Below are 20,483 nucleotides of genomic sequence, written 5' to 3'. Positions count from 1 at the left end.
GCTTCCGGGCCTCTCGCTGCCACTAGAATCAATCCGCGATGAACGGAACACGAGGACGTAAAACGCGATGACGACAGAGCCCCGCCTGCTCGGCGGCAGATACGAGATCGGCGAGGTCATCGGCTACGGGGGGATGGCTGAAGTCCACCGTGGCCGCGACCTGCGACTCGGCCGCGACGTGGCGGTGAAGCTGCTCCGGGCCGACCTGTCGCGCGACGAGTCGTTCCTCATCCGGTTCCGCCGCGAAGCCCAGAACTCCGCGTCCCTGAACCACCCCAACATCGTCGCGGTCTTCGACACCGGCGAAGAGGCCGGCATCCCCTACATGGTGATGGAGTTCGTCAACGGCCGCACCCTGAAGGAGGTCCTCCTCGCGGAGGGCCGCTTCGACCCGGCCGCGGCCTGCGAGGTCGTCGCCGACATGTGCTCGGCCCTGGACTTCTCCCACAAGCACCACATCATCCACCGGGACGTCAAGCCCGGCAACGTGATGCTCTCCGAGACCAGCCAGGTCAAGGTCATGGACTTCGGCATCGCGCGGGCGCTCGCGTCCGGCCAGGCCACCATGACGCAGACCAGCGCCGTCATCGGCACCGCCCAGTACCTCTCGCCCGAGCAGGCGCGCGGCGAGACCGTCGACGCCCGCTCCGACGTGTACGCGGTCGGCTGCGTCCTCTACGAACTCCTCGTGGGTCACCCGCCGTTCACCGGCGACAACCCCGTGTCCGTGGCCTACCAGCACGTGCGCGAGGAGGCCCGCCCGCCCTCGGAGCTCAACCCCGCGATCCCGGCGTCCGTCGACGCCGTGATCATGAAGGCCCTCGCGAAGAACCCCGAGAACCGGTACCACTCCGCGGGCGAGATGCGCGAGGACCTCATCCGCGCCGCCCGCGGCCAGGAGGTCATGGCCCCCGCCGTGATGGCCGCCGCCGACCGCACCGCGATCATCGACCCCGACGCGACCGCCCCGATCCGCCAGCTCCCCACCTCCAAGAGCAAGCGCCGCCCGTGGCTCATCGCCCTCGGCGTGGTCCTCGCGCTCGTCGCGGTCACCGCCGCGGCCTGGGGGATCATGCAGGCGATGAACCAGGCGGCCATGGCGACCGTGCCGGAGGTGATAGGCCTGTCCGAGCAGGAGGCCTCGGACGCGATCACCGCCGAAGAGCTCGAAGTGAAGGTCGAGTACGACACGGCGACGGACCCGAACGACACGGCCATCGGCAAGGTGACCGACCAGTCGCCGTCCCCCAACGACGAGGTCGACCAGGGCACCACGGTCACCATCACGGTCCTCCAGGCGCCCGCGGACGTGGAGGTCGCCAACGTCGTCGGCGACCAGTTCGAGGACGCGAAGGCCGAGCTCGAAGGCGACAACCTCGTGGTCGAGAAGACCGAGATCGAGGACACCGCCCCCGCGGGCGAAGTCCTCAGCCAGGACCCCGCGGCCGGTGATGCGGTCCCGCCGGGCACCACTGTGACGCTCACCGTCTCGGCCGGCGGCCAGGCCACCGTTCCGGACGTGCGCGGCATGGTCGTCGACACCGCCATCGAGACGCTCCAGAACGCGGGCTTCGACTACGCGGTCGAGTACGGCACCGGCGGCACGACCGTCGGCGTCGTCTACCAGCAGGACCCGAGCAGCGGCTCCACCGAGTCCAGCGGCAAGACCATCACCATCACCGCCCAGGGCGTGGTGGTCACCTGGGACGCCACCACGACGCCTCAGGCGCTCATGGACACGCTCAACGGCCTCGGGCTCTCCGCGACCATCGAGGGCGACGCCACCCTGGAGACCATCGAGTCGGTCTCCGGCGAGGACGGCCAGCTCACCAGCGGCACCGCCGTCGCCCCCGGCTCCGCGATCACCATCGTCCCGGCCGCGGACGACGGCGGCGGAGGCGGCGACGACACCACGACCAGCGAGGGAGAGTGCCCGCCACTCGACCCGACCTGCAACGAAGGCGACGGCTAGACCAGAACACTGAGGGGCCCGGTGCGAACGCACCGGGCCCCTCGTGGTTTCGTGGGAGGACGAGACGGAAGGGCCCCGGCCTGTTCGACCGGGGCCCTTCGCTTCCCTCGTACGCCGCGCTGAACCCGCCTCGGTGCTGCGCGGCCCGCGGCGGGGTCCGGTGGGACCCCGCCGCCGAGTCCTGCCCCCGGGACGAGCAGCGTCCCCGGGGGCCGGTCTTATCTCCTGGACAGGGCCCTAGACGGGCTCGATGCCGCCTTCGAGGATGCGGACCATGATCGGGTTGTCGAAGTAGATGTCGTTGAGGGCGTAGTCGCCCGCGTCGATCTTCTTCACCCGCTCGCCCTCGATGGCGTACGAGACGCGCTGGTTCAGGAACAGCGGCAGGCGCGGCAGGGTCTCGTTGAAGACGATGCCGAGCGTCTTGTTCGCCTCGGCCTGCTCCTCCTCGGTGCCCTTCTGCGACGCCAGGTACAGGTCGTCCACGTTGACCGTGCCCAGGGAGGTCGTCGCGACCTCCGCGGTGTTCAGGCCCATGCCCGGCTGGTCCGCGGTCTGCGAGTTGTCCGTGAACCAGGTCATCTGCCACGAGCCGTAGACGTAGGGCACGAACGGGTTCGCCCACTGGCGCACCGCGATGTCGAAGTCGCCCGCGCCCCAGATGCCCCACGGGTTGTCCGCGGGCACGTTCTCGTAGGACACGGCCAGGCCGAACTCGGTCAGCTGCGACGCCGCCTGCTCGCCGGTGAGCGAGAAGTCGGTCCAGCCCTCGACGCCGATGATGGTGTACTCGGCGAGCGACCCGTCCGGCTTGTGCCAGCCGTCGGACTCCTTCGCCCAGCCCGCCTCGGTCAGCAGGGTCTCGGCCTTGGCGTGGTCGGTCGTGTAGTACTCCAGCTCGACGTCGTCGAACAGGCCCTCGGCGTGCGGGTCCGGAAGGCCCGAGTAGGTCGAGGGGATGTAGTAGCCGCCCGCGCCCTTCGCGATCTCGCCGATGACCTCGGTGTCGAACACGTACATGAGCGCCTTGCGCACCTTGGCGTCCGCGAACTCGGGGAACCGGCCCTCGTTGAGCATCAGGCCGATGCCGTCGTAGCCGGGGGTCGAGATCTCCTTGAGGCCCTCGACGCCCGCGATCGTGGAGCGGTCGGTCGCGCCGAGCACCTGCGTCGAGTAGTCCACCGCGGACGACAGCAGGAACTGCACCGAAGCGGCGTTGTCGCCCTTCTGGACCTCGATCGTGGAGAACTTCACCTGGTCGGCGAAGAGGCCGTCCTCGTGGACCGTGAGCGTGATGACGGTCTCGCCGATCTGGTCGAACTTGTAGGCGCCGCAGGAGATGAAGTCCTCGTCGAGGAAGTCCTCGGCCGCGATCTTCTCGGCCAGCGCGACCTGGCCCGGCCCGCCCTGGACCTCGCCGGCCTCGACCAGGCCCTGCGCCTCGTCCATCCACTCGCCGTAGCGCGCGTACGGCAGCACCTGCGCCTTGAGCGCGCCGTGCTCGACGCCGGTGAACGCCTCCGAGTACGTCACCGTGACGGTGGTGTCGTCGTCGGCGGTGGCCGACACGAGCTGGTCCCAGCCGATGGTGCCCTGCGCGGCGTTCAGCTTCTGGAGGTAGATGGTCCCGACGACGTCCTTCGCGGTCACGGCGTTGCCGTCGGTCCACTTGATCCCCGAGCGCAGCTTGATCGTCAAAGTGGTGGCGTCCAGGGTCACCGACTCGGCGAGCTGCGGGGTCCACTCCAGCGTGTCCCAGTTCAGGATCGCGCAGCGCGGGATGAACAGCTCCGCCACGGGGGCGGCGGTCAGCAGCACGCCGGTGTTCAGGGCCGCGTTGTAGTGCTCGACCGAGACGTCGAAGGGGTACACGTACACGAACTTGCCGCTCGCGCCGTCGCCGCCGTCGCCGCTGTCGGCCTGGCAGGCGCCGAGCACGGAAGTGGTCGCAACGGCGCCCGCGCCGAGGCCGACCGCCTGCATGAGGTTGCGTCGGCTGAGCTCGAATCGCTGAGAGGTCATCGCCGGTTCCTTTCAATGTAGAGGGCGATAGAAGTGATGAGGATGAGGAACAGACCGAGTCCGACGGTCAGCGCGCTGACGGAGGACTCCGCGGTTCCGCTTGGGGTGAGGAGCAGGAGGAGCAGGGCGGCCAGGGTCAGCAGGACCCCGAACGCCAGCCCCGCGCGGGCGATCAGGCCGACCATGCCGCTCCCGGTGACTTGTTTGGATCGAGGACGAGCGTCCGGTCGTCGCGGCTCTGCGCATGTTGGACGCTTTCCCGCCGCTGGTCCCGTGCCACGATGTGGCACGCGACCCGGCGGCGGCCGCCGGCCGCGCCCGTGCCTTCGAGCGCGGGCTCGGTGCTGTCGCACACGCCCGGTTCGAAAGCGGGGCACCGGGGGTGGAAGGCGCACCCGGCGGGGAGGTCGGTGAGGGACGGGATCTCCGCGGAGCGGAGCTGCTCGGAGGAGCGGTTGGCCCTGGCGAGGTCGGGGTCCGGCTCGCACACGGCGCCGATGAGCGCCTTCGTGTACGGGTGCTGCGGGTTCCCGATGACCTCCGGGGTCGGGCCGTGCTCGACGACCTTCCCCAGGTACATCACCGCGATCTCCCCGTCCCACGCGAAGTACTTCGCGACGGCGAGGTCGTGGGTGATGAACAGGAAGCCCACGTCGAGGTCGTCGCGGAGCCGCCCGAGGGTGTTCAGGAGGCTCACGCGGATCGAGACGTCCAGCATCGAGGTCGACTCGTCGCAGATGAGCAGCTCGGGGTTCATGGCGAGCGACCGCGCGACGTTGACGCGCTGGCGCTGGCCGCCGGAGAGCTGGTGCGGGTAGGAGTCGAGGTAGGACTCGGGCGGCGTCAGGTCGACGAGCGTGAGCAGCTCGGCGGCCTTCGCGCGGGCCTCGGTGCGGTTCTTCACCAGGCCGTGGCGCTTGAGCCCGGCGGTGAGGGTCGAGGCGACGGTGCGCGTGGGGTTGAGCGCCGCGTACGGGTCCTGGTGGATGTACTGGACGGCGCGGCGGTAGGCGGTCTTCTCGCCGGGGGTCATGTCGGTGAGGGACTTCCCGCGGAACTCGACGGCCCCGGCGGTGGGCCGGGTGATCCCGGCGGCCGCGCGGGCGGTCGTGGTCTTGCCGCAGCCGGACTCGCCGACCAGGCACAGGACCTTCCCGGCCTTCACTTCGAGGTCGACGCCGCCGACGGCGGCGACGGGGCCCTTCTTGGTGTCGAAGACCTGCTCCAGCGCGCGGAGCCTCAGCAGGGGAGCATCAGACATTGGCGTTCTCCTTCTGCTTGCGCTGGAGGCGGACCTGGTCGTGGTGGACACACGCGACGGAGTGGCCCATGGCGAGCGGCCGCTCGGCGAGGAGTTCGAGCGGGACGCGCTCGCGCTTGCACTCCTCGGTGGCGAAGGCGCAGCGCGGGTTGAACGCGCAGCCGTCGGGCATGGCCTTGAGGCTCGGCGGGTAGCCGGGGATGGACTCCAGGGCCGGGCGCTCGCCCTTGACGGGCATGACGGCGTTGATGAGCCCCGCGGTGTACGGGTGCTTCGGCGTGTAGAAGATGTCGCGGGCCGAGCCGGTCTCGATGATGCGGCCGGCGTACATGGTGGCGACGCGGTCGGCGAGCTCGGCGGCGAGGCCGAGGTCGTGGGTGATGAACACCATCGTGAACCCGAACTTCTTGCGCAGCTCGTGGAGCTGCTGCACGATCGAGCGCTGCGTGAGCAGGTCGAGCGCGGTGGTCGGCTCGTCGAGGACGAGGACCTGCGGGTCGAGGGCGATGGCGAGCGCGATGAGGGCGCGCTGCTTCATGCCGCCGGACAGCTCGTGCGGGTAGGACTGGAGGACCCGGTCGGGGTCGAGGCGCACGGTCTCCAGCAGCTCCCCGGCGCGGGCCTCGACGGCGGCCTTCGTCCAGCGCTTGCCGTTCTCGGCGTGGTCGCGGAGGGTGTCGGCGAAGTGGTCGCCGATCTTGATGACCGGGTTGAAGGCGTTCATGGCGCCCTGGAAGACCATCGCGGCCTCGCCCCAGCGGAAGCGGCGCAGCTGCTCCTTCTTCATCTTGAGGAGGTCGGCGCGGGTGCCGTCCTTGCGCCGGTAGGTGAGGGAGCCGGAGGTGATCTCGCCGAGGCCGGGGAGGAGCCGCAGCAGGCCCAGGCCGAGGGTGGTCTTGCCGCAGCCGGACTCGCCGACGAGCGCGAGGGACTGGCCCTCGTACAGGTCGAGGTCGACGCCGCTGACGGCGGTCACGGACTCCTTGCGGCCGGTCCGGTACGCGATCGCGAGGTCGCGGACGCTGAGGATCGGGTCGGTCATGGTCTCACCTTTCCCGGAGGCGCGGGTTGAGGGCCTGGTCCAGGCCGCGGCCCATCGTCACGAGCCCGATCGTGAAGAGCACGATCATGATGAGCGGGGTGACGACGAAGGGCAGGGCGACCGGGTTGAGGTAGAAGTTCTGGCTCCAGGACTGGTGGATCATCAGGCCCCAGTTCGGCGTGCCGGAGGGCATGAGGCCGAGGACGTAGAGGCCGACGATCGCGTAGATCGCCTGGTTCACCGAGATCACGAAGTTGACGAAGATGAACCCGGCCATGTTCGGGAGGATCTCGCGGAAGACGATCCGGGAGGCCCCGAGGTTCTGGAGCCTTGCGGCCTCGACGAACTCGCGCTCCTTGAGGGACATGACCTGCGCGCGGATGGACCGGAACAGGAACGCCCACATGGTGGAGCCGACGACGATCGAGATGCCCCACGGCGGGATGTCCTCGAAGAACGCGACGACCGCGAGCATGAGGAGGAACTGCGGGATCGTGACGGTGACGTCGGTGAGCTGGAGGAGCACCGCGTCGATGCGGCCGCGGAAGTACCCGGCGACCGACCCGAGGGTGACGGCGACGAACGTCGCCATGAGCGCCGCGAGCGTCCCGACCCAAATCGGCTGGGCGCCGGAGTTCACCAGGATCGTGAAGGTGTCCTTGCCCTCGTACTGCGTGCCGAGCCAGTGCTCGGCGGACGGCGAGGTCCAGATCTGGGTCGTGTCGGTGGGGTTGTGCTGGTCGATCACGAGCGGCCCGACGAAGGAGAACAGCACGATCGCGAGCACGAGGACGGTCCCGGCGAACCCGGCGGGGGAGCGGGTGAGCCCGGTCCACAGGCGCCCGAGGAACGACTCCCGGAAGTGCTTGCGGGGCTTGGTGATTGCGGCGTTCAGAGCGGGGTCGAGGGTGGTGGTCACGCGTCCTGCCCTTCGGTCTTGATGCGCGGGTCGATCCTGACGAGGAACAGGTCCACGATGAGGCTGGCGATGACCACGGAGGTCGCGAGGATGATGACGGAGGCCTGGACGACCGGGTAGTCGCGGTTCGAGATGGCCTGGATGAGCATCTGGCCCGCGCCGGGGTACTGGAGGATCTGCTCGATGACGATGGAGCCGCCGACGAGCGTGCCGAGCTGGAGCGCGACCTGCGGGATGATCGGCAGCATCGCGTTGCGGCCCACGTAGCTGCGGCTGATGCGGCCGGGCTTGAGGCCGCGGGCCTGCGCGACGGTCACGTAGTCCTCGGTGAGCACTTCGGTGGTGGCGGCCTTCATGTTGAGCATGAAGGAGCCGGTGGCGGTGAACGCGAACGCGATGATCGGCAGGATCGCGTGGAACAGCGCGTCGCCGAAGAACACCGGGTCGAACCCGGGCTCGACGCCCGCGGTGATGCGCCCGCGCATGTCGAGGAACGGCAGGACCCCGAGGACCGTGTAGCCGACGACGATGACCGCGGCGATGAGGATGTAGTTCGGGACGCCGGTGAGGAAGGACCCGACGGAGGTCATCGCGTGGTCGAACCAGGAGCCGCGGCGGTAGGCCATCGCCATGCCGACGCTGAGGCCGACGACGACCGCGAGGACCACGCCCGCGCCCACGGCGAACAGCGTCCACGGCAGGTACTCCATGACGTGCTCGAAGACGGTCTTGGAGGGGTTGGTGAGGGAGTTGCCGAGGTCGAAGGTGACCAGGCCCTTGAGGAAGTCGAGGTACTGGAGCCAGACGCTCGCGTCGGGGTCGTACGCGATGATGTTCGACGCCGTGGCGACGGCCTGCTCGTGGCTCATGCCGGCGCTGTTGAGGCGCCCCGCCATGATCTCGATGGGGTCGCCGGGCATGAAGTGCATGAGCAGGAACGTGATGGTCGCGACCAGCCAGATCACGAAGACGGACTGGCGGATGCGGCGGAACGCGTAGGAGGCCCAGATCCGGCGGAGCAGGCTGCCGGCGGTGCGGGGCGGACCGTCCGCAACGCGGGGCTGCGGCGGGGGTGCGGCGGGTGCGGTCACCTCGGCACTCCTTCGTGCACTAGTCGAGCGACGGCCCGCGTACCAGCGGTGGGACGGGGCCGAAACAAATTGGAAAGATTGTTTCTAGTTAGAGACGCTACCTGCCGTGACCCGGGGCACGCCAGTCTTGAGACGGAATCGTTATCGGAGGTTCCGGGGCTGTGACCACCGACTCGCCGGGCTGGGGTTCGGCCTTGGAAGCTTAGCCAGTACGCTCGTACTGTTAGGAGCTGCTGCTCCCCGTCCCGACCACGCGCGGCGAAGCGCAAGGAGAGGTGCCGAAACCCATGGCGAAGATCAAGGTCGCGAACCCCGTCGTCGAACTCGACGGCGACGAGATGACCCGCATCATCTGGAGCAAGATCAAGGACGAGCTGATCCACCCCTACCTGGACGTGGACCTGCGCTACTACGACCTCTCGATCGAGCACCGCGACGCCACCGACGACCAGGTGACCGTCGACGCCGCGAACGCGATCGCCGAGCACCACGTCGGCGTCAAGTGCGCGACGATCACCCCCGACGAGGCCCGCGTCGAGGAGTTCGGCCTCAAGAAGATGTGGCGCTCCCCGAACGGCACCATCCGCAACATCCTCGGCGGCACCATCTTCCGCGAGCCGATCATCATGAGCAACGTGCCGCGCCTGGTCCCGGGCTGGACCGAGCCGATCATCGTCGGCCGCCACGCCTTCGGCGACCAGTACCGCGCCACCGACTTCAAGGTCGACCGCCCCGGCACCCTCACCGTCTCGTTCACCCCCGACGACGGCACCGAGCCGATCGAGTTCGAGGTGGCCCGCTACCCGGAGGGCGGCGGCGTCGCCCTGAGCATGTACAACTTCAAGAAGTCCATCGAGGACTTCGCCCACGCCTCGTTCCGCTACGGCCTCGCCCGGAACTACCCGGTGTACATGTCCACCAAGAACACCATCCTGAAGGCCTACGACGGCATGTTCAAGGACACCTTCCAGGAGATCTTCGACAACGACTACAAGGCCGACTTCGAGGCCAAGGGCCTCACCTACGAGCACCGCCTCATCGACGACATGGTCGCCGCGGCGCTCAAGTGGGAGGGCGGCTACGTCTGGGCCTGCAAGAACTACGACGGCGACGTCCAGTCCGACATCGTCGCGCAGGGCTTCGGCTCGCTCGGCCTCATGACCTCGGTCCTCATGACCCCCGACGGGCAGACCGTCGAGGCCGAGGCCGCGCACGGCACCGTCACCCGCCACTACCGCGCCCACCAGCGCGGCGAGAAGACCTCGACCAACCCGATCGCCTCGATCTTCGCGTGGACCCGGGGCCTGGCCCACCGCGGCAAGCTCGACGGCACCCCCGAGGTCGAGGGCTTCGCGAACGCGCTGGAGCAGGTCATCATCGACACCGTCGAAGGCGGCAAGATGACCAAGGACCTGGCCCTGCTCATCGGCAAGGACGCCGAGTGGCAGACCACCGACGAGTTCCTCGACACCCTCTCGGAGAACCTGTCGAAGGCGATCGCCTCGAAATAGGGCGTAACCGGGCCCGCCCCGGACTCGTTGTAGAGGGAGCGGTCACCGTTCGCGGTGCCCGCCCCTTCCCAGTTGGAGGCCCCGGCCGACGTGTGCAGGCGCACACTCGGCAGGGGCCTCCCCCCTTTCGCGGCTTGTAAACTAGCCGGGTTGCACACCGGTTCGCGCAGATTGCGCCGCCGGTGCCCCCCGACCGAAAGGCAGACATGAGAGGCGTCATCCTCGCCGCCGGACAGGGGCAGCGCCTGCGCCCCGACACCGACCGCCTCCCGAAGACGCTCCTGCCGGTCACCGCGACCGAGACCATCCTCGACACCATCGTCCGCGGCCTCGCCGAGGTCGGCGTGACGGACATCGCGGTCACCGTCGGCCACGCCGCCGAGAAGATCCGCGAGCACGCCCCCGAGCTCGAATCGCGCTACGGCGTCACGGTCGCGATCGTCGACAACGACAGGCCGCACTGGAACAACGCCTACTCGCTGTGGACCGCCCGCGAGCGGTACGCCCAGGGCGCGATCCTCGTCAACGGCGACACCGTCCACCCCGCGAGCATCGAGCGGAACCTCCTCGCCGCCGCCGAGGACGACCCGCGCCTGCTCCTGGCCCTCGACGACCACAAGCGGCTCACCGACGAGGCGATGAAAGTGCGCATCGGCGAGCACGGCGTGGAGCTCATCCACAAGCAGCAGCCCATCGAGGCCGCCGCGGGCGAGTACATCGGCGTGAGCCTCATCCCCGCCGGGATCGCCGAGGAGCTGACCAAGGCCCTCGAAGCGACCTTCACCCGCGACTCGACCCTCTACTACGAGGACGCCTTCCAACTGCTGGCCGAAGCCGGGCGCATCGGCACGGTCTCGACCGGGCCCGTCGCCTGGACCGAGGTCGACGACCACGCCGACTGGGCCCTCGCCCGCGAGATCGCGGAGCTTGCGGAGCGATCCAGGCAGCAGAGCGCGGAGGCGCTGTAGTGCCGACGTTCGCCCGCACGGTGCTGGCCCCGATCACCGTCGAGGTCTCCGCGGGCGCCGTCGGGCGCCTCCCGGAGCTCCTCGCGGACTCCCGGATCTCCTCGGGCGGGCGCGTCGCCGTCGCGCTCGGGCCGGGCCTGGGCGAGACCATCGCCGACCAGCTCGACCACCTGCCCGACGCCACGGTCCACACCGTCGTCCCCGGCAGCCTCGACAGCGCCAAGGAGCTGACCAAGCGCCTGCGCGACGACCACCGCGTGGACGCCCTCGTCGGCATCGGCGGCGGGAAGCTCCTCGACACCGCCAAGTGGGCCGCCTCCGACCTGGGCCTGCCGATGGTCTCGGTCGCCACGAGCCTCGCCCACGACGGCCTCGCGTCCCCCACGGCCTCGCTCGAACGCGACGGCCACTCCGTCTCCTACGGGGTCCACCCGCCGCTCGCGGTCCTCGCCGACCTCGACTTCATCCGCAGGGCCCCGGCGCACCAGCTCCAGTCCGGGATCGGCGACGCCCTCACGAACCTGTCCGCGGTCGCCGACTGGCAGCTCTCGCACGAGGTGAACGGCGAGCCCGTCGACGGCCTCGCCGCCGCCATCGCGCGCACCGGCGCCGAAGCGGTGCTGCGCCACCCCGGGACGATCGCCGACGACGCGTTCCTGGCGACCCTCGCCGACGCGCTCATCCAAGGCGGCCTCGCCTCTTCGATGGCCGGATCGTCGCGGCCCTGCTCAGGCGGGTGCCACGAGATCGCGCACGCGATCGAGGAGCTGCACCCCGGCCTCGCGACGCACGGGGCCGAAGGGGCCCTCGGGGCGCTCGTGTGCACCTGGCTGCGGGGCGACGAGGCCCTGTTCGCCGAGCTCGCCGCGGCCATGAAGCGGCACGGGCTGCCGCGCACCGCGAGTGAACTCGGATTGACTTCGGCCCAGCTCGCCACAGCGGTGGCCTACGCGCCGAGGACCCGGCCAGGCCGTTATACGATTCTCGAACATCGTGAACTGGACTCGGTGGCGCTGGAGCGACACCTGACGGAGATGATGCATGAGCTCGATTAGCCCGCACCCCGACGGCGTCTCCGGCCCAGCCGGGAACCGCGACGGGAGCCCGGACTCCAACGACGCCGCAGCCCCCCAGGGCGGCCTCGGCGCCGGGCCGTCGGCCACTCCCGCGGGATACCCGCAGGGGGCCATGAGCTCCGGATCGGCAGCGTTCGCGAGCCCGCCTCCGTCGGCCGCTCCCGGCATCACCCCGCCGCCCCACCCGGGCCAGCCCGGGCAGCAGGGGCACGCCCCCGCCGCTCCGGGAGCGCCTGCGCCGCAAGGCTATGCGCCCCAGCCCGGCTTCAACCCCGCTGCGCCCCAGCACCCCGGCGCGCACCCGGCGCCCGGCCACCCGCAGGCCCCGCCGCCCGCCGCGTACGGCTCGCCGCAGCAGCCTTACGGGGCCCCGCAGGCGCCCTACCACCCGGGCCAGCCGCAGCAGTCCCCGCAGCCGCAGCACCCCGGGCAGCCCCAGCACCAGACGCCGCCCCCGCCCCACCCGGGACAGCAGCCGCCGCCCCCGCCGCCCGGTTACGGGCAGCAGCCGCCGCAGCCGTACGGCCAGCCCAACCACTTCCAGCCGCAGACGCCTCCGCCGCCCCCCGCGGTCGCGCCCCCGCCGCCGCACGTGGCCGCGGGCAGCCCGGGCCAGGTCCCGCAGGCGCCCTACGCGACCCGCGCCGAGCCGGGCCGCGACATGCCCATGGCCGGGCAGTCGCCGATCCGCCGGAACATCGACGACACCGCCGAGCTCCCCGCGTTCCTCGACTCCGCGCGCAGCGACGAGGGGCCGATCGACAACACCCGCGAGGCCGAGGCCAAGCCGCTCAAGCGGAAGTTCCCGCTGACGACCGGCTTCACCGCGCTCCTGCGCCACCGGTACGCGATGTCGGTCCTGGTCCGCCGCGACCTCGCCGTCAAGTACCAGTCCACCGTCATGGGCTACGTGTGGTCGCTCATCGAGCCGCTGGGCCTGACGCTCATCTACTGGTTCGTGTTCGACATCGTCTTCGGCGGCGGCCGCGACCTCCCGGGCAGCTCCGGGTACCTGCTGTTCATCGTCTCGGGCATCTTCGCCTACCAGTGGTTCAGCACCGCGGTCGGCCAGGGCCAGACTGCCCTCGGCGGCCAGGCCAGCCTCATCACGGTCATGAAGGTCCCCAGAGAGGTCTTCCCCGTCTCGAAGGTCTTCGCGCGCTTCGCCGAATACCTGGTCGGCTTCCCGATCCTCATCATCGTCGCGCTCCTCGACGGCGGCGTGTTCGGCCTCAACCTCCTCTGGCTCGTCCCGGCGATCCTGGTGCAGGCCATGCTGACCACGGGCATGGTGTTCGTGCTCTCGGCCGCGAACGTCCTCTTCAAGGACGTCTCCCGGTTCATGCCCCTGGTCATGCGGCTCCTGTTCTACGGCTCCGCGATCATCTACCCGGTCTCCAAGGTCGCCGAGGCCGACGCGATGAAGAACAACCCCTGGCTCTTCCAGGTGTTCTCCTCGAACCCGCTCGTCGGCATCTTCTCGATGCACCGCGGGGCGTTCAACCCCGAACTGGCGCCGAACATGTACCAGGTGGGGGTGGCCGTCGGCTTCTCCGTCTTCCTGCTGTTCTTCGGCCGCTGGATCTTCTACAAGCTCGAACCGCGCGTCCTCAAGGCGCTCTAAACGAGACGACGGCCCCGACCTCCCGGTCGGGGCCGTTTCGTTCCCCCGCCCGCCTCGCGATGTTCACTCCGGGTCCACCTGGCTCCGGGACACTGTCCCGATGCCTTCGACGTGGCGACCCGCCCGATGACGACCACCGCGGCGAGCCGCACCGACACGCTCCTGCTGCCCCGCATCGCCGCTGCACCCGACCGCTGGCCCGGCCTCGGGTTCCGCCCCGACATCCAGGGCCTGCGCGCGGTCGCGGTCGGCCTCGTCCTGCTCTCGCACGCCGGACTCCCGTGGGCCGCAGGCGGATACGTCGGCGTCGACGTGTTCTTCGTGCTCTCCGGCTTCCTCATCACCTCCCTGCTCGTCAAGGAGGTCTTCACCACCGGCCGCATCTCCATCGCCGGGTTCTACGCCCGCCGCGCCCGCCGCATCCTCCCCGCCGCCACCGCCGTCACGGCCGCGACCGCCTTGGGCGCGTGGCTGTTCTTCCCCGTGACGCGCCTCGACGCGGTGCTCCAGGACGCGCTCGCCGTCGTCGTCTACGTCGTGAACTACCGCTTCGTCGCCGAGCAGACCGAGTACCTCAACGCCGACCAGATGCCCTCGCCGTTCCAGCAGTTCTGGTCCCTCGCGGTCGAAGAGCAGTTCTACGTCGTGTGGCCGCTGCTCCTCCTGGTCCTGCTGCTGTGCACGGGAAGGCGCCCGCGCCGCCTCGTCACGGCCGCGATCATCGCCTCCGCGGTCATCTTCGCCGCGACCCTCGCGCTCTCAGTGACGGTCACGGCCGCCTCCCAACCGACCGCGTACTACGCCGCCCACACCCGCGCCTGGGAACTCGCCGCCGGAGCCCTCCTGGCCCTGACGCTCCCGTCCCTCAAGCGGACCCCGCGGGCCCTCGCCTGGGTCCTCGGCATCGGCGGCCTCGCCGCGATCCTGCTGTCGGGCTTCATGTTCACCGAGGCCACCCCCTTCCCCGGCCACGCCGCCCTCGCCCCAGTCCTCGGCACGGCCGCCGTCATCGCCGCCGGCTCGGCCTCCGGCCGCAACCCCGCCTCGGCCCTCCTGTCCACGGCCCCGTTCCAGTTCCTCGGCCGCATCTCCTACAGCCTCTACCTGTGGCACTGGCCGATCCTCATCCTCGCGCCCCTCGCCCTCGGCACCGACCCGACGCTGCGCCTCAACCTGATCCTCCTCGCCGCCACCGTCGCCGTCGCCCAGCTCTCCTACGCCTGCATCGAAGAGCCCGTCCGCAACTGGCGCCCCCTCAAACGAAACTGGGCGGGCCTCCTCATGGGCCTCACCGCCTCCGCCGCATGCGCGGCCGCGGTCCTCGCGCTCGTCCACGTCTTCCCCAAGACCCCCGACGGCGCCGAACCGGTCGACCTCGACGCGATCGAAGCGGTCGAAGACGTCTCCGCCCAGGAGCAGCGCCTCCGCGACGGCCTCGCCGTCACCGCCCTTCCCGCCGACCTCGTGCCGCCCCTCGCGGGCGCCGCGGGGGACCGGCCCGCCACCTACGACGACGGCTGCCACCTCGACTTCGAGGACGTCCGCCTTCCCGACGGCTGCTCCTACGGCGACACCGGCTCCGACACCGAAGTGATGCTCTTCGGCGACTCCCATGCGGCGCAGTGGTTCCCGGCCCTCGCCGCGCTCGCCGACCGCAACGGCTGGGAGCTGGTCTCCCGCACCAAGAGCGCCTGCACGCCCGTGTCCGTGCGCGTCGACAGCACCGTCCACGAGGGCGAGTACACCGAGTGCTGGGACTGGAAGCAGGAGGTCTTCGCGGAGATCGACGCACTGGAGCCGGAACTGGTCGTCATCGCCACCTCCGACAAGACCGGCGTCTCCGGCCTCGACGGCGAGGCGGCCGCCGAGGCGTGGAGCGCCGGGTGGACCGAGGCGCTCGCCGGGTCCGAGGCCGCGCGGCAGGTCGCCGTCCTCGCCGACACCCCCTGGGCCACCGTCGAAGCCGCCCCCGACTGCCTGGCGCTGCACCAGGGCGACGTGCAGACCTGCGTGGCCGAGAGCCCCTACGCGATCACGTACGCGGACCGCCGCGAAGCCGGGTTCGCGGCGCAGGAGGCGGCGGGCGCGACGACCGTCGACACCGAGCCGTGGTTCTGCGTCGACGGGCAGTGCCCGCTCGTGGTCGACGGCATCTCCGTCTACCGCGACGGCCACCACGTCTCCACCCCGTACGCCGCGTCCCTCGCGAACGTCCTGGGCGCGGCCCTGCCGTCGCTCCAATGAGGTTGCGGGAGCGACATTTCGGGCCGTCAGGGCCCGTGCGGCACCGCGCGGCGGGACCGCCCTCGGTACGATGTGAGCAAGGCCCGCAACCAGTTGCGTGTCCGGTTGGTCGGATTGGTCACCACCGAGTCCGCGGAAGGGCCGGATGCGCCTAGGATGGGGCGCGAACCAGCCCCGGCGATCCGCAGACGGAGACACTCGCACCATGACCTCGCCCCAGCCCCCGCAGTCCCGAGCCGCTACCGGGGGCGGCGTCAACGAGGAGACCCTCCACCTGCCCACGACCACGCCCGGCTCCGCCGCCCACCCCGCCGCGGCCACCCAGCGCACCGCCCCCAGCCCCTACCCGGTCCGGCCCCCGTTCCGCGCCCCCGCGCCGCCGCCCGCGGCCCCGGCCCCGCCGGGCATGCGCACCACCGGCGCGCACCCGCGGCCCGCGCCCGCCCCGGTCCGCCCGCCGCAGCGCTGGGAGGGCGTCGGCTTCCGCCCCGACATCCAGGGCCTGCGCGCCGTCGCCGTGGTCCTGGTGCTCCTGTCGCACGCCGGGTTCGCGTTCGCGCAGGGCGGGTACGTCGGCGTCGACGTGTTCTTCGTCGTCTCCGGCTTCCTCATCACCTCTCTGCTCGTCAAGGAGGTCTTCGACACCGGGAAGATCTCGATCGCCGGGTTCTACGCCCGCCGCGCCCGCCGCATCCTCCCCGCCGCCAGCGCCGTCACCATCGCCACGGCCCTCGGCGCGTGGCTGTGGTTCCCCGTGACCCGCCTCGAAGCGGTCATGCAGGACGCGTTCACCGTGATCGTCTACGCCGTGAACTACCGGTTCGTGGCGACCGAGACCGAGTACCTCAACGCCGACCAGATGCCCTCGCCGTTCCAGCAGTACTGGTCCCTGGCGGTCGAGGAGCAGTTCTACGTCATCTGGCCGCTGCTGCTCATCGGCCTGCTCGTGCTCGCCAAGCGCGCGCCCCGCAAGTTCGTGACCGCGGCGCTCGCCGCGTGCGCGGGGCTCTTCGCGCTCAGCCTGGTCCTGTCGGTGCTGACGACGCAGGTGTCGCAGCCGACCGCGTACTACGCGGCGCACACGCGGATCTGGGAGCTCGCCGCGGGCGCAGTCCTGGCGCTCATGCTGCCGACGCTCAAGCGCATCCCGGCGGCCCTCGCGTGGGTCCTCGGCATCGCCGGGCTCGCCGCGATCATCGCCTCGGGCGTCCTCTACGACTCGTCCACGCCGTTCCCGGGCTACACCGCGCTCCTGCCGGTCCTCGGTGCGGCGGCGCTCATCGCCGCGGGCACGGGCGCCAAGAACCCGTCCAGCTCGCTGCTGGGCACCGGCCCGTTCCAGTACGTCGGGAAGATCTCCTACAGCCTGTACCTGTGGCACTGGCCGATCCTCATCCTCATCCCGCTCGCGGTCGACGCCGAGCCGACCGTGAGCCTGAACGTGGTGCTGCTGCTCGCGACGGTGGCCGTCGCGCAGCTGTCGTTCCTGTACATCGAGGAGCCGCTGCGCCGCGCCCGGCCGCTGAAGACGAGCAACATGTGGGGCCTGGTCACCGGCGTCGCGTGCTCGCTGCTGGGCATCGGCATGGTCCTGGTCCTCACCCTCGGGTTCGGGAAGGTCCCGCCGCAGGAGGACGACGCGGTGGACCTGGAGGCCGTCGAGGAGGTCGAGGACGTCTCGCAGATCGAGGTGCGCCTCCAGGAGGGCATCGCGACCACGCAGGTCCCGGCCGACCTGGAGCCGTCGCTGACGGCCGTGGCGACCGACCAGCCGGAGATCTACGGGAACGGCTGCCACCTGGACGCGTGGACCGAGGACCTCCCCGGCGACTGCGTCTTCGGCGACACCGGCGGCGACAAGACCGTCATGCTCGTGGGCGACTCCCATGCGGCGCAGTGGTTCCCGGCGCTGGAGCCGATCGCGGAGGCGAACGGCTGGAAGCTGCTGACGCGCACCAAGAGCGCGTGCACCCCGGCGACGGTGACGGTCTCCAACAGCGACGTCGGCGGCGAGTACACCGGCTGCGCCGAGTGGCGCGACCGCGTCCTCGACGAGATCGACGAGCTCAAGCCCGCCATGGTGGTCCTCAGCGGCGAGGACGCGCCGCCGCTGGTCGACTGGGAGGACGACAGCCCCGAGCGGTGGGCGCAGGGCTGGACCGACACGCTCGCGCGGATCACCCCCTCGGCCGGGCAGACCGTGGTCCTCACCGACACCCCGCGCAGCCCGTACGGGCCGGTGCCCGACTGCGTCGCGCTGCACCAGGACGCGGTGGACGAGTGCGTCATGCAGCGCACCGAGGCCGTGGACGACTCGGGGAACCGCGAGGCCGCGTTCGCCGCCGAGCAGGAGGCGGGGGCGCAGGTCGTCGAGACCGTCGGCTGGTTCTGCTACGCGGGGGAGTGCCCGGTGGTCACCGGGAACCTGCTCGTGTACCGCGATTCGCACCACATGAGCACCCCGTACGCGCGGTCGCTGACCCAGCTGCTGGAGGAGCAGCTCCCGGCGCTGTGACCTGTGGCGCAGGCCGATCCGCGCCCTGCTCGCGGGCCTCGTCCGTGGAGGGCGCTTGGTACAGTGTGTATCGAGCCCTTCCCCGTCGGGAGCCCGAGATCCCCCTTGAGAGGAACGCCCCATGCGCAGGCTGACCGCACTCGCCGCACTCGTGCTGCTGTTCGCCGCCGGCTGCACCGGGTCGGACGACCCCGGCACCGGCGAGGACCCGGGCGGCGACGAGTCGACCGCCCCGCCCGCGCCCACCGCGCCCCTCGAACTGACGCTGGAGGCGCCGGCCGGGTTCACCGCGGCCGAGGGCGAGGACCGCGAGGTCCTCTTCGCGAACGACCACTTCACGTACACGTTCTACGTGGCGGGCGCCGAGGGCGGCTACGACCGCATCCAGGTCACCTCGTACCTGCTCAGCGAGGGCGCGGACACGTCCTCCTATGACGCGCAGGCGAACCTGGTGACCGACTACTTCGGGAAGCTGAACCAGGACATCTCCCTGGACAACTACTACCCGACCGTGGTGCACCGCCACGACGGCGTGTACCGGTTCGGCTCGGTCGACATCGACGGCGTCACCGTCAAGTGGCAGGACCACTTCGTGTTCGCGGGCCAGTACCTCATCGACATCACGTGCTCGTGGGACGCGGCCTTCGCGCAGGTCGACGCCGCGTGCGGCGAGATGACCTCGTCGTTCCCGTTCCCCGAGGACTTCACGGCCACCGCCGCCTCGTAAGGGGCCGTCGGAGGTCCGCTCCTACAGGTCGAGGCCGAGCGCGCGGAAGCGCGCCCGGTGCGCCTCGTGGCTGAACAGCCGCCGGGTGGTCTCGAAGCCCGCCTCGCGCTGCTCCAGCCACTTCGCATGGTCCCCGGTCAGCTCGGTGACGAGCGCGGCCACGTCGGCGGGCTCGGCGTAGAGGGCCCCGGATCCGAACGCGGGCTTGAACACCGGCGGCAGGACCACCGGGACGCCCGCGGCCATCGCCTCGACGGGCGCGCGCCCGAACGCCTCCAGCCACGACGAGCACGTGTAGTACACGTACACGTCGAGGCCGCGCAGGAACTCGCCCACGGCGACCTCGTCGAACCGGTGGCCCACCCAGTTGGACGGCAGCCGGCCGAGGGTCCGCCGCGGCACGTCGACGCCGCCGAGGACGCGGATCTCGAAGCCGGGACCGGCCGGGTAGCAGGCCCGCAGCTGCCCTGCGAGCTCCGGCCACTTCGACAGGTGGTCGCGGGAGTGGCGTCCGATGCGCACCACGTCCCCGACGGGCTCCTCGCCCCGGACCTCGGTGGCCTTCAGGTCGATCGAGGGGTACCAGTAGTCGGCCGAGAGGTCCACGCCGTCGAGCTCGTCGGCGTGGAAGTCGAGCAGCGCCTGGTGGACGAGCGGGCCGACGGTGACCCAGCGGTGCTCGCCGATCCAGCCGGTGAGCTTGCGGTGCACGCGGTCCACGTCCCATACGCGCTTGCGGCCCACGCCGCCCTCGTAATAGGTCATGGGCGCCTGGTTGACCACGAGCATCCGCTGTGCGGCCTCGATCTCGGGCAGGTCGTCGCGCAGCTGCGACGCGAACGGCGGGAACCGCATGAGCAGCAGGTCGGCCTTGACCTTCGCGCGGTCGCCGACGATCCGGACCCGGTCGCCGTCCACGGCGTCGAGGACCTTCCCGTTCAGCGGCCGCCCGGGGTGCATCTCGAACAGCGGGTTGTGGACCAGGCCCACGCGCATCCCCGCGGCTTTGAGCAGCGCGATCTCGTTCAGGTTCGAGGAGGTGGTGCCGCCGGGGAGGTTGAAGTTCGAGGCGATGACGACGTCGTACCGCTCCTCGGCGCCCGCACCGGTCGCGCGGGGCGTCGCGAGCGCGGCGGCCGCGGCCTTGCGGACGGTCCTCGTGTGGCCGCCGTCGGCGGCGATCGAGGCGAGCGCCGGCGACGCGGCGGACACGAAGCCCGCGTCGAGGCGCTCCTGCCACTTGCGCACGTTCGCGAGCGCGCGGGTCTCGCGCTGCGCGGCCCGCAGGCGCCGCCGCGACAGCAGTTGCAGCGGGCTCGCGACCCCGGAGTCGCGCATCCGGTTGCGCAGCAGGTAGACCACGAGCGCGGCCTCCCCGGCGAGGACCGCGGCCATCGCGGGCAGGTACACGACGGGCGGTGCGGCGAGGGCGAGCGCGGCGACCGCGAGCGTCACGGCCCCGAACACGGCCCCGGCGAGCGCGAGCCTCTTGGCGGTGCGCATGCGTGCTC

15 protein-coding genes are annotated in these 20,483 nt (G+C 70.9%); 8 read left to right on the top strand and 7 right to left on the bottom strand.

Annotated elements, in window-relative coordinates:
• The first annotated feature begins 67 nt into the window (after positions 1 to 67).
• Positions 68 to 1,972 (top strand): Stk1 family PASTA domain-containing Ser/Thr kinase, encoded by a 1,905-nt coding sequence (pknB, locus tag B0I28_RS12595; RefSeq protein ID WP_106364174.1) that lies wholly within the window; start codon positions 68 to 70, stop codon positions 1,970 to 1,972.
• Positions 1,973 to 2,209: 237 nt separating this feature from the next.
• Here the strand turns inward: pknB and B0I28_RS12590 are convergent, their stop codons facing one another.
• Genes B0I28_RS12590 through B0I28_RS12565 form a run of 6 tightly spaced genes read right to left on the bottom strand, consistent with a single transcriptional unit; the run spans position 2,210 to position 8,307 of the window.
• Positions 2,210 to 3,994, bottom strand: coding sequence for an ABC transporter substrate-binding protein (locus B0I28_RS12590; protein WP_106364173.1), 1,785 nt, complete (start codon positions 3,992 to 3,994; stop codon positions 2,210 to 2,212).
• Positions 3,991 to 4,179, bottom strand: a complete 189-nt coding sequence (locus tag B0I28_RS12585; protein WP_106364172.1) for a hypothetical protein — start codon at positions 4,177 to 4,179, stop codon at positions 3,991 to 3,993. Before B0I28_RS12585 ends, B0I28_RS12590 begins: the two co-directional genes overlap by 4 nt.
• A complete protein-coding gene (locus B0I28_RS12580; protein ID WP_106364171.1) occupies positions 4,167 to 5,255 on the bottom strand; it encodes an ABC transporter ATP-binding protein in 1,089 nt (362 codons plus the stop codon). Before B0I28_RS12580 ends, B0I28_RS12585 begins: the two co-directional genes overlap by 13 nt.
• Positions 5,248 to 6,297, bottom strand: coding sequence for an ABC transporter ATP-binding protein (locus B0I28_RS12575; protein WP_106364170.1), 1,050 nt, complete (start codon positions 6,295 to 6,297; stop codon positions 5,248 to 5,250). The genes B0I28_RS12580 and B0I28_RS12575 overlap by 8 nt, the downstream gene beginning before the upstream one ends.
• A gap of 4 nt (positions 6,298 to 6,301) precedes the next feature.
• On the bottom strand, positions 6,302 to 7,180 hold the full coding sequence (locus tag B0I28_RS12570) for an ABC transporter permease (protein ID WP_106364375.1): 879 nt from the start codon (positions 7,178 to 7,180) through the stop codon (positions 6,302 to 6,304).
• Positions 7,181 to 7,212: 32 nt separating this feature from the next.
• A complete protein-coding gene (locus B0I28_RS12565) occupies positions 7,213 to 8,307 on the bottom strand; it encodes an ABC transporter permease (RefSeq protein ID WP_106364169.1) in 1,095 nt (364 codons plus the stop codon).
• A gap of 287 nt (positions 8,308 to 8,594) precedes the next feature.
• Here B0I28_RS12565 and B0I28_RS12560 point away from each other — a divergent pair, with 287 nt between their 5' ends.
• The 7 genes from B0I28_RS12560 (at position 8,595) to B0I28_RS12530 (ending at position 18,972) form a co-directional block, all read left to right on the top strand.
• Positions 8,595 to 9,818 carry an NADP-dependent isocitrate dehydrogenase gene (locus B0I28_RS12560; protein WP_106364168.1) on the top strand — a complete coding sequence of 408 codons (1,224 nt, stop codon included), beginning with the start codon at positions 8,595 to 8,597 and terminating at the stop codon, positions 9,816 to 9,818.
• 206 nt (positions 9,819 to 10,024) lie between these two features.
• The gene (locus tag B0I28_RS12555) at positions 10,025 to 10,786 is read left to right on the top strand and encodes a phosphocholine cytidylyltransferase family protein (RefSeq protein ID WP_106364167.1); all 762 of its coding nucleotides are present in this window, start codon (positions 10,025 to 10,027) and stop codon (positions 10,784 to 10,786) included.
• Entirely contained in the window at positions 10,786 to 11,841 is a 1,056-nt protein-coding gene (locus B0I28_RS12550; protein ID WP_106364166.1) for an iron-containing alcohol dehydrogenase family protein, read from the top strand. The genes B0I28_RS12555 and B0I28_RS12550 overlap by 1 nt, the downstream gene beginning before the upstream one ends.
• On the top strand, positions 11,828 to 13,486 hold the full coding sequence (locus B0I28_RS28275; protein ID WP_281260929.1) for an ABC transporter permease: 1,659 nt from the start codon (positions 11,828 to 11,830) through the stop codon (positions 13,484 to 13,486). The genes B0I28_RS12550 and B0I28_RS28275 overlap by 14 nt, the downstream gene beginning before the upstream one ends.
• Positions 13,487 to 13,612: 126 nt before the next feature.
• Positions 13,613 to 15,730 (top strand): acyltransferase family protein, encoded by a 2,118-nt coding sequence (locus B0I28_RS12540; RefSeq protein WP_146148071.1) that lies wholly within the window; start codon positions 13,613 to 13,615, stop codon positions 15,728 to 15,730.
• A gap of 205 nt (positions 15,731 to 15,935) precedes the next feature.
• Entirely contained in the window at positions 15,936 to 18,245 is a 2,310-nt protein-coding gene (locus B0I28_RS12535; RefSeq protein WP_106364164.1) for an acyltransferase family protein, read from the top strand.
• Between the two features lie 121 nt (positions 18,246 to 18,366).
• The gene (locus B0I28_RS12530) at positions 18,367 to 18,972 is read left to right on the top strand and encodes a hypothetical protein (protein WP_106364163.1); all 606 of its coding nucleotides are present in this window, start codon (positions 18,367 to 18,369) and stop codon (positions 18,970 to 18,972) included.
• 21 nt (positions 18,973 to 18,993) lie between these two features.
• On the opposite strand, the gene B0I28_RS27250 is transcribed toward B0I28_RS12530, so the two are convergent.
• On the bottom strand, positions 18,994 to 20,475 hold the full coding sequence (locus tag B0I28_RS27250) for a glycosyltransferase family protein (protein ID WP_181245769.1): 1,482 nt from the start codon (positions 20,473 to 20,475) through the stop codon (positions 18,994 to 18,996).
• Positions 20,476 to 20,483 lie beyond the last annotated feature (8 nt).

The sequence above is a fragment of the Glycomyces artemisiae genome (assembly GCF_003002955.1).
In the GTDB taxonomy this organism is placed as follows: Bacteria; Actinomycetota; Actinomycetes; order Mycobacteriales; family Micromonosporaceae; genus Glycomyces; species Glycomyces artemisiae.
The sequence above is the reverse complement of the archived record's forward strand: the minus strand, read 5'-3'. Positions and strand labels throughout refer to the sequence as shown.